Genomic DNA, 14,157 nt, shown 5'->3' with positions numbered 1-14,157 from the left:
CCATATGGAGTTTTACAGTTGTGAGGCTCTTTTTCTTGAAAATATTTTTTGGGATAAAAGAGGAATTAAGCTAAACACCAGCGAAATATTATTAAGAGTTATTGGAAAATTTTGAATAAAAAGTAAAAACAGAAGGTCCATCCTTTCAATAAACGATTGAATAATTCGAGTGTCATTGAAATATGATGTTTTAGTTGTATGATGTTTGACTTGATACCAGCAATTCGTCAAACTTGTAGAAATATTTATCAGAAATCATATCTTGGGAGACAATTGACTAGGAATAAATGTGGATTTCAATAAATAAGATTTGAAGGTAGGATTTGCCCGTTATATGTAGGTATAACTACATAAGAAAATTGCAGCAATATTATGGGTAATGCTATAGAACATAATTAGAATAGAGGTGGAAGCTTGAAGAAGATTTTAGGTATATTATTATTTATATTACTGCTAGGGATATTGGCTGCTTGTGGTAATGATGAACCTGCGGCTAGTGATGAACCAGCTAAAACAGAAGAAACAGCTGGATCGGAAGATAAGACTAAAACAGACGATTCAGGAAGTGCAGCTGGAGGAACAACTTTAGCAGGTGATGAGATTTTTCAAAAGAGCTGTATCACTTGCCACAGTTCAGGAGACATCACTGGAGGTCAAGCTAAGATTGATGGTGCAAAAATTCATACCGACTTTAAAACAAAAGAGGATCTCCTAGCTTTTGTATCGAAGAATATGCCGAAGTCAGCACCAGCTTCCTTATCTCAAGAAGAGTATGAAGCAGTAGTTAACTATTTATGGGAACAAAAATAGCAGATTACTAGCTAAAAGGTATTGGTTCAGTAAAGAACCAATACCTTTTCCATTTGTCACATAAACAACAAATATCTGTAAACATTAAATTAACTCGAAATTTATTCACTTTATGAAAATGGATTTAAAATATTATTAGAGAATATCAAAATTATGGTAAACTTGTGAGATTGATTTACCATGCATATGATTTATTATTGAAATGTATATCGTTATATAATGATCAAGCTTTTGACTTATCTTGATTGTTTCTTCACTGCATAAACCTTTACTTAAGCCAATTATGACCATTTCTTCTCTTAATATTTCAATTTGGTTTTTCAATTCACTGTGGTTAATATTTATGGGTGTCATATTTTCACTTCCAATTTCAATATTAATACACATATAATAGTAACGATGTTAAATACATACAATCTATAAATAGTATAAGAACTTTGTACTAGTTCGTCAGTGAAACTTCTCACATATTATAGGGATTTTATATCATTTTTGTTAGACCTATTGAGAAATATGGATTTTAAAGTTCAAGTTTAGGAGGTGAACGTTTTGAGCAGTACATTTGCAAAATGGTATGATTTTTTTATGAGTCCTTTGGAACAAAGTAAGTTTAGGAGGATTCGGAAAGAGCTGCTTTCTAATGCAAAAGGGAAGGTGCTTGAACTTGGTTCAGGGACTGGAGTGAATTTTCCATTGTATACGAATGCAGATAAAGTTTTCGCCATCGAACCGAATCAGCATATGATCGATCAGTCAAAATCAAAATGTAAATTAGCAACAGTGCCGATAGAAATGATTAACGCAAGTGCGGAGAGTCTGCCGTTTGAAGATAATAGCTTTGATACCGTTGTGGCAACACTAGTTTTCTGTACAATCCCAAATGTCGACAAGGCCATTAATGAGATAAAAAGAGTCTGTAAACCTAACGGAAAAATCCTTCTGTTTGAACATGTAAAGATGGAAAATACCGTGCTTAGTGTAATGCAGGAAAGGTTTACACCGTTATGGAAAAAGGTTTGTGATGGCTGCTGTTTAGATAGAGAGACACTTAAGGCATTTACCACACATGGATTGGAAATTGTGAAATTCAATCAATTTTACAAGGATCTTTTTATAGTAGCGGAACTAAAAAATAAAAGTTAAAGAAAAAAATACCCCAATATTGAGGTATTTTTTTAATGTGTTCTTCGCGCAAAGTCAACAAAACGAAATTTGTCAGGTCGGTGCCGGGATTCGGTATATTGAAAAAGACTGGCATCCTCTAAATATACGTAGTTTTTAATAACGACAATATTATGGAAACCATCCAAGTCTAAAAATGAACGATCTTCCGCAGTTGGTTCCTCGACGACAATTTCCTTTTTTGCAAAACTGATTTTTAGGTTTAGTTCATTTTCAAGGTAGGCATAAATTGAATCGGCACAAATTTCTTCTGTAATCGAAGGTACAAATTTTGTGGTAAGAAAATCCTTATCCAGAATGATTTTCTTGCCGCCGATTTCCCGCGTTCGAACGATTTTCCATACCTGTTCCTTCCCGGAAAGCTGCAGTTGTTGCCTGAGATAGGCATCAGGTTTAATAATAAGCGATAACTCATTGACAATTGTCCTTGGTTTTTGTTCCATTTTATCGGCAAGTTCTTTAAAACTAATCAAGCCCGAAACTGGAAAATCAAATTTATTAATATCAATCACGATTGAACCTTTGCCTCTTACTTTTTGAATGTATCCATTCTGTGCCAGCAGGTTTAAGGCTTTTCTTATCGTCTCTCTAGATGTATCGTACTGATCCTTCAACTCGTTTTCAGAGGGAAGGAGGGAATTAGGCGGAATTTCTCCGCTTTTAATTTGATCTACAATCGTATTGAAGATAATTTGATACTTGTTTGTCATATAAATCTCCCATTATTTTTTCAAATGATAAACAATGGACTCGTATGGTCGTAACTGTATCTCTTTGCCAAGTGGTGCAGAGTCCTCATAATTTGAGAGTAACACACCATTCGACAACCCATCAATGTTTAACGTCACAGGGAGAGTAAAGATGGTATTTTTTCCATAAAAATTATTAATAACCAGCAGCATTTCATTCTCTGTTTTTCGTACAAATGCAAATATTGTTTCATGATCCTCGGAAATCAGTTCATAATCACCATCCGTGAGTACATCATAATCTTTTCGCAGGCTAATCAGCTTTTGATAATGATAGAAAATGGAATCTGAGTCCTGCATAGCGTTTTCTGCGTTAATGTCCTTATAGTTTGCTGCTGTAGGAATCCACGGTGTACCAGTTGTAAAACCAGCATGTTCACTCGAATCCCATTGGACTGGTGTACGAGAATTATCACGAGATTTTTGCTTCAGGATATCGATAATCCCCTTATCTGACATACCCTCATTCTTTTTAATCTCATAGATATTTAGTGACTCAACATCACGATAATCTTCAATCTTGTCGAAATTCGGATTCGTCATCCCAAATTCCTCCCCTTGATAGATATAAGGGGTTCCTTGCATTAAATGAATTGCGGTTGCTAGCATTTTTGCTGATTCCTGGTGGTATCGCTCATCATCGCCAAACCTTGAAACCACACGAGGCTGGTCATGATTGCACCAGAAGAGGGCGTTCCAACCGCCGCCTTTATTCATTTCAACCTGCCAGTTTGACAATATGTTTTTCAAAGCATCGAAGTCAAATTCCGCTTTCGTCCATTTGTCTCCATTTGGATAATCCACTTTTAAATGATGGAAGTTGAACGTCATATTGAGTTCTTCTTCATGCGGGTTGGTGTAGCGAATGCAGTTACCGATAGATGTAGATGACATTTCACCAACCGTCAAAATGTCATATTTTGAAAATACCTTTTCATTCATCTCATGAAGGAACTCATGAATTCTTGGACCATCTGTATAAAATTTGCGTCCGTCACTACTATCCTGAGGGAATTGCTGATCTTTTGAAATTAAATTGATGACATCTAATCTGAACCCATCGACACCTTTTTTGAGCCAAAAATGCATCATTTCATATAGTGCTTCTCGAAGTTTTTCATTTTCCCAGTTTAAATCTGCTTGTGTTACATCAAATAAATGCAGATAGTACTGTCCGGTCGTTTCATCCCACTGCCAGGCAGATCCACCAAATTTTGATTTCCAGTTGGTAGGAGGGAGGCCATCTTTGCCATCCTTCCAGATATAAAAATCACGATATGGATTGTCTTTAGAGGATTTTGCTTTCTGGAACCACTCGTGTTCAGTGGATGTATGATTGATGACAATATCCATAATAATTTTAATACCACGTTTATGTGCCTCTGCAAGAAGTTGATCGAAATCATCCATGGTACCATACTCTTCTTGAATACTGTAATAGTCGCTAATATCATAACCATTATCTTTTTGAGGGGATTTATAAATAGGAGTGAGCCAAAGAACATCTACTCCAAGTTTCTTTAAGTAATCGAGCTTCTTAATGATTCCTTGGATATCGCCGGTACCATTACCGGTTGTATCATAAAAGCTTTTCGGATAAATTTGATAAACGACTGCTTTTTTCCACCATGCTGTTGACATGATTAAACACCTGCCTGAAATTATTGTTGACTCTAATGTAGAAAAGGAGGGAGATGGTCTCCCTCCTAAAATAGGAGTCTTACTTTTTAAAAGAAAATTTGTTCATACCTGTTTTTGCAAAGATGATTGTTAAAATAAATGGAACCACAATCGCTACTAACATTGCAACTGCAAACATCATCATATGTTGTGGCTGGATAGAAAGGAATCCAGGAAGTCCGCCAACACCGATTGAGTTAGCCATTACATCACTTCCTACAGAAATGACTGCTGCTGCAAGAGAACCAAGCATTGCTGCAAGGAAAGGGAAGCCGTATTTTAGGTTGATACCGAACATCGCTGGTTCTGTTACCCCTAGGTAACAAGAGATAGCAGCAGGAATCGATACTTGCTTTTCTTCTTCATTTTTACGATTGATATAGATCATCGCAAGAACAGCTGAACCTTGTGCAATATTTGATAAGGCAATCATTGGCCATAGGTTTGTACCGCCAAGCTCTGACATTAATTGAAGGTCAATCGCATTTGTCATATGGTGTAAGCCTGTAATAACAAGTGGTGCATAAGCGAAACCAAAGATAGCAGCAAATAACCAGCCAAAAGCAGAGGTTAAGCTTGAATACACAACATCAGAAATCCATGAACCTAGTGTCCAACCGATAGGACCTAAAACGGTATGAGCAATCAATACTGTTGGAATTAATGCTAAGAACGGAACGACAATCATCGAAATTGAATTCGGAATAATTTTTCTAAGTCTTAATTCTAAGAAAGAGAGAACAAATCCGGCTAAGATAGCAGGGATAACTTGTGCTTGATAACCAATCATTTCAATTTGCGCAAATCCAAAGTCCCAAGTAGGAATCTCTTCTGCACCTGCAACGCCATAAGCATTAAGCAATTGAGGCGAAACTAGAGTAATACCAAGAACGATACCTAGGATTGGTGTTGCACCCATTTTTCTAGCAATCGACCAAGTTATTCCGACTGGGAGGAAGTGGAATACCGCTTCACCAATCAACCATAAGAAGGCATGAACACCAGCCCAGAATTGTGAAACTTCAACGATGGTCTTTGTGCCATCTTCAAGCAATTTGATATCACCAATAACATTTCTAAATCCGAGGATTAAACCACCGACAACAAGGGCGGGGATTAATGGTGTGAAAATATCAGCTAGATGGGCAATCATACGTTGTAACCAGTTCATATTTTGTTTGGCAGCAACTTTTGCTTCATCTTTACTAGCTTCGCTGACACCTGCGATTTTTACAAAGTCATTATAGAATGTTGAAACATCATTTCCGATAATGACCTGAAATTGACCTGCTTGAGTAAAAGTACCCTTTACTGGTTTTAAGGATTCAATTTTTGTAACATCCGCTTTACTCGGATCATTTAAAACAAAACGCATTCTAGTTACACAATGAGTAACGGCTGCGATGTTTTCCTTACCACCAACGTGTTCGAGCAGTTCTTTTGCTGGCTCTTTAAAATTAGACATTGCTTTTCCCCCTATCAGAAATGGAAGGTATCCACTTCATTATCTTGAATTATTTCCCGTGTATGAACATGCTAATGTGTACGTTCACAAGAATCGACTATTAACATGTATATACAAGCTTTTTGTTTACGGTTACATTTTAACTTGTATATACAAGGGTGTCAACAAGTTATTTTTTTTAAAAATTAAATGAGAGGTGCAATAACTATTAAGTATTTACTTATTATAGGAGGTATAATTACATGTTCATAACTTTTAAACTTTAACGCTTTAAACTATTGAAAGAATTTTCAAAAAATGCTATGATGTTCTTGTTTAAATTCTTCTGAGTTTAGACCTCCTAAAACTGGGGCTTAGCCTTGACCACTAAGCTCTCCTTTGCCTTTGAAAACTGTTCAAAGGTCTTTTTTTTTGGTTTTTGATTAAATTCTTTATTTTATGAAAAACTAATATATTGTTGTGTATTCGAATTTAAGGAGTGTTTTTAATGAAGGGTCAACTAACACCATATTTATCTTTTGACGGGAATGCGAAACAAGCTTTGGAGTTTTATAAGGAAGTATTAGGAGCTGAAATTATTGGATTACAAACCTTCGGTGAAGCCGATTACCCAACTCCTCCCGAAGCGAGTGATCGAGTTATGCATGCGCAGCTAAAAAAGGGAGACATTTCAATCATGTTTTCAGATACCTTCCCAGGTCAGTCAGTTGTAATAGGATCAAACATTTCACTTACGCTTGAGCCTGAAAGTGATGAGGAAATCCAAAATCTCTATAATGCTCTTAGTAAAAATGGTAAAGCACTCAATGAGCTGGAGGACACGTTTTGGGGAGCTAAATATGCTAGGGTTCAAGATCAATTTGGGACGATTTGGGAATTAAATTATCAAAAATCCTAATTTTTTAAAACAAAAAGCACCTTTTTTGAGGTGCTTTTTTTTGAATAAAAAAAAGAAAGTGGTGGGGCCACTTTCTAAAGGAGGTATTGTATCATGGGTTAGTATAATATATGTACCTCTTTGTACATGCATGTAGTGAACCTGTCCATTTTTAAAAAATAATTTTATTTAGTCCAAAAACCTTTTTTTCATTTCCTTGGTTGGAAGCATACAACTTTCTCTTTTACCAAACCATTTATATCGATTTTTTGCAACTATATCGTAAAAGAAGTCTCTAAAAGAAGGGGGGAGGATTCGTAATATGGAGAAGACTTTCCAAAAGCCATTTAAATTCCTACATACCCTTAGTGCAGCACTCGATTTTGAATAAATTCTTTGATTTTCAATTAAAACGAAACTGTCAATCTCTTTATTAAAACCATGTTGTTCTAATAATGATTGACCTATCTCACTTTGGAGAGAAGCGAACTTGAAGCAGCCATCTGGATCACGTTTAATAACAAATTGGACGCTGCTATTACAGAGGTTACAGACGCCATCAAATAAAATTATTTTTTCCATATTTCACCTAATTCCCTTAATTCCACATATTACTAGTATAATAACACCTAGCATAGTTGGATAGCCAATTTAGTTGCGGATAGCCGAAATTAGTTGCGGATAACTGAATTTAGTTGCGCATAACCAGAAATACTGGCAGATAACCAAAAACTCTCACATAAAGAAAACCCATTTCATCACGAAATAGGTCTTTAAAAGACATCACATATACAACCCCGCCAAGAAGATCCCGAGTGTTTTCTCATATATTTCATCAAATTGAGCAAGAGGGATAGGGTTTGTTCCGGTTCCGAGCTCGACGGTGAAGCCGGGTCGCCTCCAGTCTTGAATAAACCAGTCTTTATATCCAGCATAACTTTCGATTGTTTTAACAGGCTCATAACCACTAACTCTGGCAAACTCGTTGACCAAGGTTTGTGATTCTGGCGGCTCAAGGTTTTCAAATCCCCAATAGATTACTTCACCCTGAGTATGAAAGGCGAGTACGCGTGCAAAATCCCGCCGTCTCGTCAGATCAGCCATCGCGATGGCTTCAGGCTCTGACAAAGGCCGCTCACCTCCATAATCCCTCGGCCCCGGCTGACTAGGATTCCTTGCTTTCTCCAGTTCCCAACGAGCAGGGAATTGGTCATTTAGATCAACACCACGAATATTAGCTTTCCAGCCTGAGAAGTCTGTGCTTCCTCGATTAAGTTCTATGACTCTATTTCTCCATGATTCATTTTCAGGAGGTCCGTTCATGACAAGACTAACTCCGTCAGGATTAACCATAGGTACTATCGATAACATCGTTTGTACATATAAAGGATAGGTTGATAGCCCGCGAATAGGACTGCCATTCGTAAGTGATAAACAATAATCATTCAAAAAGGTCATTAAAACAGGGGTTGTGATCCATTCGTTTGCATGAAAGGAGGCATTATAATGGACTCTTTTACCGCCATTTCCGATAAGAACCTCGGGAATACGATTCCCTAGTACAGAATTTCCAATATTCGTTACACGTAAAAAGGGATAAACATTTTGTAAACGAGCCAAATCGTTCAACGTTCGACTGAAATCATAATGTTGTTTTCCTTGTACCAGCCTCCACGTGATACGTAATGGAACTTGAATTGTCTGCCCAACCTGAAGTCGATTAGGATTTACATTAGGGTTAGAAAGCAGCAGCGCGTCAAGTGAAAGATTCCTACTTTGAGCAATTCCCCAGAAAGAGTCTCCGCGCCTAATTTGATAATTTTGGGCAACAAAACCGGGTATACGGATCCGTTGACCTACCGCAAGAGCACTAGGTTGAATATCCCGATTGGAATCAATTATCAGCTGGAGATTTATTCCGTATAATTGGCTATAATACCATAATGAATCACCTTGCCTAACATAGATGTCCATGTAACCCTCCTGAGGTCATTAATGTATTATTAAAAATGTATGCATCAGAGCAGGACTTTTATGTAGGTTATTGCTTATAAATAAAAGAGTGCCGTTGTTAGGCACTCTGTAGATTTTTATATTGAACGCTTGGCCCATTGTTGTCACTCAGAGAGGCTACCCTCCAATATTTACGTCATATGAACAGTTTTAATATGCTGAAGATTTAAATAGACCGGATCTCCTTTTGCAGTTGATAATTCAATGAAATTATTTTTAATCCCCATTATTTTCCCCATAACATTTTCATTTTCCCCAATATTAAAAACAATCAATGTTCCATTCAACTTTTCAATTTGGACTTCAAACGATCTAGCGAATGTTATGTTTGTTGGATTTACTGGTAGATTTGCATTACTTAAGCCATAGGGACGCTGATTATTCGTATATGGAATTAACCATTTTAAATGGTTGAGGGAAATAAACATCGTCTTATAAATAGGGGAGTAAAAAACAAAATAATTATTCATGATGCTGATAATGTAACCATGCAAAGCTTGTTTACTGGTTACATAAATTTCTGTAAAAATACCCTTTGCCGCCGTTAGGGTTTTGCGTAATGATATTTCCTCATTAGGGTTAAATATTGGCGATTGGTCATCTGAAAGAGTTATAATTTCATCAATTTCCGCTTCTTTTGGAAACTTCCAATTTTGAATATGAACGGTAGGAATATATAAATAATCATATCCATTATATATAACCCACAAATCACTGCCAATATCGATTAGGATTCCGCTTATCGGCTTATTTCCGGAGATCTCGAGTTTAATATAGTTACCAATATGGTCTTTTAATTTCATTCCATCACATCCTTTCAAGTAAAATGATTCTACAAAAAGAGCGGGCTCCAAAGGTCAACTAATTAGGATTTAATGCCCTGCTCTTTATTGTAAAATTTATTATGGGTATAAATTGGCACAGGAACAGAGAATTTTAGTTTAGAGATATTCATTTGCTGCCATTAGATGGGGTCCGATTACATGCGTTTTTGCGAATTACTTCGATTCGGCCATCCGGAGAAAATGGATTTACGGTCAAAATCACGCATTGCTGGTTCACCTAAAAAACGAGATGATCCGACTTCTTGTGCCTTCGGTTTTTTATCTTCTTTTTTACTTTCTACACTGTTCTTTTTTGTTTTTTCTATTTTCATAACTGGATTCGTATCAATTGTTTCTTTAGCTTTTTTTACTCTATTTAATAACTCCTGTGTGGAATTTGCAGTTGCGTCTTTTTTCGGAGTTTCAGATTTTATTTGCTCACGTATAGGCTGTTTTACTTGAGCTCTTTTATCTACTACCGAAGCAGCTGGTTTTTGAATCGTTTCTTTTTCATGCTTAACGATATTCTGAATGACAACATCTGATTTCTGTTTTTTAACCTCTTCTTGAGGAGCTACAGGGATTTCATTTTTTGTCCATTTACTTTCAATGTGGCTGTTTTGTCTTACACTTTCTTTTGTTTTAGCGCTTTCACTGTGAGAGTTTTGTTTTTTCTCTTCTTTTACATTTTTTATTTCATTGCTGACCTTTGCAATTGGCAATGTGGTTTTAATAGGTTCTGCCCAAACCTTTTTCTCATTATCTGCTTGATTTACGATTGCTTTTGGTGTTACTACCGCATCGTTTTCGACTTTATTTACTACCTCAGGTTGTTGTTTGTTTGACTCTTGTTTGTTGGACTTCATGAAAACTTGAGGCTCAACATAATTGTCTTCTTTGTCTTCCTTTGTGCTATCGGAAATAGTCGATTCGGTTTCATTTGTGACTTCTTGTTGTTCTTCTTCTTTTTGTTCTTTTCTATAGCCTTTTAATATATTTGAAATGTGAGAGATTTTGATTAATATTCGATCTTCACCATTAATTAACGTAACGAAGTCAGCATCGACGATACTCAGTACACCAGAAAATGATTGCTTATTTAAGCACAAAATAGATACCCATGAATTCTTTAATGAGCTTAATAAGTCTGCTAAACTCTGTGTTTTCATAAATTCTGTTGTAATGTCTTCGCCTATATATTGCTTCGTATTTTTGGTTATAGCCTGAATTTTATCAATGCTATAGTAATAGACGTAATTATTATCATCTTCGAGGATGATATGGTCTGTCTCTACACCCATTAATTTTCCTTTTATAATTTCTTCACCCACAAATAGATTTACATTATAACCTTTTAGTAAATCTACTGTTGATGAAAAATTACCTGATCCCATTCAAACTTCCTCCTTAGGGTAATTTTGCCGCTTCTCGATCGAGAAGCGACAAGGATTTTATTTTCTTCATTGTCTTACTTGTGAATTTTCTGCACGGACCACCCTTTGTCTAACTACTTGCTTTTCAGTTTGAGACATAGTGTTTTCTTGAGCACCTTGATCCTTACTTTCTTCTTGTTTTTCACTTTCAATCTTTAATCCATAACTAATATTTCTTATGTGCCACATAGATACGCGGACAACTTCTTCCTTACTAATTAACGATAAAAAATCCTTATTGATTTCGCTAATTACACCTTCAAGTTTTTCTGGACCACCGCGGTTAATTCTTACCCATTGGAATTTTAAGCTATCTAATAGACCTTGGAAGTTTGCGGCGCTTTTGAATTCGAAGTTTTCAGGAACCTCAATTCCTAAATCCATTGTGTCCTTTGAATTTTCTGTTACACTTTTGACATGGTGCGTATTGTAATAAATCACCCCGTCATCCTTAGTCAAAAGTACTAGATGGTCATCGAGAACGGCCATTAATTTTCCAATCCTTGATTCTGGACCGCCTCTATCAACCTTAATCGTCTTCCCCACTAAAGACTTCCACATGTCGTTATTCATAACAATATTTATCCTCCTTTAATTAAATAAACTTTTACACTGCATTTATATGTGTCACGGTGTGATGTTGTACTACACGACAAGCCTTTTTTCTTATCTATTTGAAAAAATAGGCAAAAAAAAGGTATATGGAAACCATATACAGATTGAAATGTCATAAGGACGCCATTTCTTTTTTTAAGTAGTTATTTCTTTTTTTTATAAAGCGGAGAAACACATTTTTTTCTTTTTCAAAATGTTCCTCGTTCATCTTTATATAGGGATCTATCCTAATAAAAGGCTTTAATGTTTCCAATTGTTTTTCAATGATTGGCTCTAAAGTTTCCAAGTTAAAATCATTTTCTAGGATGGAAGATAAGATTTCCTTGTATTTAGTTCTAAATGGGTTTATATGGAGTAGTCGTCCAGTTAACGTATTATAACCACTTATAGGGACAAAGTCGTATTCTAGCTTCCTTCCGTGAAGATCTCTTCCCCAGGTTCCGTCATAATCCCAAGGGGTTATCTCAAACAAATTGGTTTCGCTATTTCGATAAAGGGCATAGTTATGGATAAAGCCATCGAAGTTCTGTGTACAAACCACTCCTGCAAGCCATCTCAGGTATTTCTCAATATCAAGAATTTTACTAACTTCCTTTGCAAATTCCTTATTGCTACAGGTGTTAATCATTTCAATGAAGTTCTCTAATAGGGTAAGATCCTTTTCCTCTCCATATTTTATGGTGTAGCCCTCATCCAAACTGGTTTTTAGTTCGTTTTCAGGCGAGAGTAAAGAGAAGTTTGCGAAATAATTCGTGGCATATATGATTGGGCCATCCGCAAGATTTCTTTTTTTCAAAAGATGTTGGTCAAAGGATTCCAGCTCTAAATAAATCCCTTTACAAAAACCATTCATATAGAGGAGTACATGTTTAGAGTGCGGAGAGATAACACCAATACGATCAAAAAAGTCGAGAGAGAGCTTATTTCGACTGAGTGATATATCATCGTATTCTGCATTTAGATGAATTTCGTGAGCACCATCAAAGAGATATGGGTTTTGAAAAATGATATTATAGGATTTCTTCTTCTTTTTTCTAATGACATTTCCCCGATATTTTAGCCATATTTTGTAACGATTTTTTCCAATTTTTAAAATAGCAGGGACTTGCTCATCTTCCCAAATATCATCTTCCAACTTCTGAAGCCATTTTGGATTAATGAAGATTTCGTATTTTATCACGTAAATACTCCTATACATACATTTTTTCTAGATAGTATGCAGCAAGTAGGATGAATGTGCAGTACAAACATCTACAAATTCGATTATGGGCATGTAATTACGCTGTTGCAAATTTAAAATGATTTTAAAAAATAAATGTTTGTCTATATCAAGGACCACTTTTTAACCATAAATTAGAAAGTGAAAAGACTATTTATGAAAGTGGTGGAAAACCAAGATGGGGAAAGACATGAAACAAATGCTGTCAAAGGCCAAGGATAATGGAGTCGTTTTATTTCTAGATAACAATCCAGATGAAAAACACGACAAAAAATGTTTCTGTAGTAATAGAGACTCAAGTGGCAGCATGGGTTCAGAAGGTACTAGGGGATCTAAAGGAAGTCATGGGTCTTGCGGATGTGAAGGTAGTAAAGGGTCTAGAGGCAGCAAAGGTTCTGGCGGTAGCAAGGGTTCGTGTGGCAGCAGAGGCTCGAGAGGGTCGGGTGGCTCAAGAAAGGGTCCAAAAGGGCCAAAGGGAAGGAAAGGTCCGAAAGGAAGAAAAGGTAGACACAGTTCTGGCGGTAGTAGAGGCAGCCGCGGTTCTGACGGTAGCAAAGGATCAAAAGGTAGTAGAGGCAGCCGTGGCTCTGGCGGTAGCAAAGGATCAAAAGGAAGCCGTGGCTCTCGCGGTAGCAAAGGATCAAAAGGAAGCCGTGGTTCAAGAGGTTCGCGTGGCTCAAGAAAGGGTCCAAAGGGAAGGAAAGGGCCAAAAGGAAGAAAAGGTAGGCACAGTTCTGGCGGTAGTAGAGGCAGCCGCGGCTCTCGCGGCAGTAGAGGTTCAAAAGGCAGCCGTGGCTCTCGCGGCAGTAGAGGTTCAAAAGGCAGTCGCGGCTCCGGTGGAAGTAGAGGAACCAAAGGTAGTCACGGCTCTAGCGGCAGCAGAGGATCCTTTGGCGGATATGGTTATGGTGGACGTAAAGGATCTAAAGGCAGCCGTGGCTCTGGCGGCAGCAAAGGATCCAAAGGCAGTCGTGGGTCTGGGGGTAGTAAAGGCAGCAGAGGCTCGAGAGGTTCTAAGGGTCCAAAAGGGCCAAAAGGGCCAAAAGGAAGAAAAGGTAGACACAGTTCTCGCGGAAGCAAAGGATCCAAAGGCAGCCGCGGTTCTCGCGGAAGTAAAGGATCCAAAGGCAGTCACGGCTCCGGTGGAAGCAGAGGATCCAAAGGCAGCCGCGGTTCTCGCGGAAGCAAAGGATCTAAAGGCAGCCGTGGCTCTGGCGGTAGTAAAGGGTCCAAAGGCAGCAGAGGCTCGAGAGGTTCGAAGGGTCCAAAAGGTCCAAAAGGTAGACACAG

General features: G+C 37.3%; 14 protein-coding genes. 4 read left to right on the top strand and 10 right to left on the bottom strand.

Annotated features, from left to right (window positions below):
* Positions 1-414: 414 nt before the first annotated feature.
* Positions 415-810: a c-type cytochrome gene (locus J2Y03_RS21070; protein WP_310197845.1), complete on the top strand. Its 396-nt coding sequence runs from the start codon at positions 415-417 to the stop codon at positions 808-810.
* 135 nt (positions 811-945) lie between these two features.
* On the opposite strand, the gene J2Y03_RS21065 is transcribed toward J2Y03_RS21070, so the two are convergent.
* Complete coding sequence (locus J2Y03_RS21065; protein ID WP_310197842.1) at positions 946-1,164, bottom strand: aspartyl-phosphate phosphatase Spo0E family protein; 219 nt, start codon at positions 1,162-1,164, stop codon at positions 946-948.
* 186 nt (positions 1,165-1,350) lie between these two features.
* On the opposite strand from J2Y03_RS21065, the gene J2Y03_RS21060 reads away from it, so the two are divergent.
* Positions 1,351-1,953, top strand: a complete 603-nt coding sequence (locus J2Y03_RS21060; protein WP_396954239.1) for a class I SAM-dependent methyltransferase — start codon at positions 1,351-1,353, stop codon at positions 1,951-1,953.
* A gap of 32 nt (positions 1,954-1,985) precedes the next feature.
* Here J2Y03_RS21060 and treR read toward each other — a convergent pair whose 3' ends face one another.
* The 3 genes from treR to treP all read right to left on the bottom strand — a co-directional run bounded on the left by treR (position 1,986) and on the right by treP (position 5,886).
* A complete protein-coding gene (treR, locus tag J2Y03_RS21055) occupies positions 1,986-2,702 on the bottom strand; it encodes a trehalose operon repressor (protein ID WP_310197835.1) in 717 nt (238 codons plus the stop codon).
* 12 nt (positions 2,703-2,714) lie between these two features.
* Positions 2,715-4,382 (bottom strand): alpha,alpha-phosphotrehalase, encoded by a 1,668-nt coding sequence (treC, locus tag J2Y03_RS21050; protein ID WP_310197833.1) that lies wholly within the window; start codon positions 4,380-4,382, stop codon positions 2,715-2,717.
* Between the two features lie 79 nt (positions 4,383-4,461).
* Positions 4,462-5,886 (bottom strand): PTS system trehalose-specific EIIBC component, encoded by a 1,425-nt coding sequence (treP, locus tag J2Y03_RS21045; protein WP_310197830.1) that lies wholly within the window; start codon positions 5,884-5,886, stop codon positions 4,462-4,464.
* Between the two features lie 487 nt (positions 5,887-6,373).
* On the opposite strand from treP, the gene J2Y03_RS21040 reads away from it, so the two are divergent.
* Entirely contained in the window at positions 6,374-6,784 is a 411-nt protein-coding gene (locus tag J2Y03_RS21040; protein WP_310197827.1) for a VOC family protein, read from the top strand.
* A 168-nt stretch (positions 6,785-6,952) separates the two neighbouring features.
* Here the strand turns inward: J2Y03_RS21040 and J2Y03_RS21035 are convergent, their stop codons facing one another.
* The 6 genes from J2Y03_RS21035 to J2Y03_RS21010 all read right to left on the bottom strand — a co-directional run bounded on the left by J2Y03_RS21035 (position 6,953) and on the right by J2Y03_RS21010 (position 12,828).
* The gene (locus J2Y03_RS21035) at positions 6,953-7,345 is read right to left on the bottom strand and encodes a thiol-disulfide oxidoreductase DCC family protein (RefSeq protein WP_310197824.1); all 393 of its coding nucleotides are present in this window, start codon (positions 7,343-7,345) and stop codon (positions 6,953-6,955) included.
* Between the two features lie 201 nt (positions 7,346-7,546).
* Positions 7,547-8,737 carry a M14 family metallopeptidase gene (locus J2Y03_RS21030; RefSeq protein WP_310197822.1) on the bottom strand — a complete coding sequence of 397 codons (1,191 nt, stop codon included), beginning with the start codon at positions 8,735-8,737 and terminating at the stop codon, positions 7,547-7,549.
* A 170-nt stretch (positions 8,738-8,907) separates the two neighbouring features.
* Positions 8,908-9,579: a DUF2642 domain-containing protein gene (locus J2Y03_RS21025; protein ID WP_310197819.1), complete on the bottom strand. Its 672-nt coding sequence runs from the start codon at positions 9,577-9,579 to the stop codon at positions 8,908-8,910.
* A gap of 176 nt (positions 9,580-9,755) precedes the next feature.
* Positions 9,756-10,994 (bottom strand): hypothetical protein, encoded by a 1,239-nt coding sequence (locus J2Y03_RS21020; RefSeq protein ID WP_310197817.1) that lies wholly within the window; start codon positions 10,992-10,994, stop codon positions 9,756-9,758.
* A gap of 66 nt (positions 10,995-11,060) precedes the next feature.
* Positions 11,061-11,606, bottom strand: coding sequence for a hypothetical protein (locus tag J2Y03_RS21015; RefSeq protein WP_310197814.1), 546 nt, complete (start codon positions 11,604-11,606; stop codon positions 11,061-11,063).
* A gap of 154 nt (positions 11,607-11,760) precedes the next feature.
* On the bottom strand, positions 11,761-12,828 hold the full coding sequence (locus J2Y03_RS21010) for a CotH kinase family protein (protein ID WP_396954238.1): 1,068 nt from the start codon (positions 12,826-12,828) through the stop codon (positions 11,761-11,763).
* 293 nt (positions 12,829-13,121) lie between these two features.
* Between J2Y03_RS21010 and J2Y03_RS21005 the strand changes: the two genes are divergently transcribed.
* Positions 13,122-14,157, top strand: a 1,036-nt coding sequence (locus tag J2Y03_RS21005; RefSeq protein ID WP_310197809.1) for a hypothetical protein, incomplete at its 3' end; no start/stop codon positions are given.

The organism is Neobacillus niacini, assembly GCF_031457145.1.
GTDB lineage: Bacteria > Bacillota > Bacilli > Bacillales > Cytobacillaceae > Neobacillus > Neobacillus niacini_J.
This window is presented reverse-complemented; position numbering and strand designations above follow the sequence as displayed.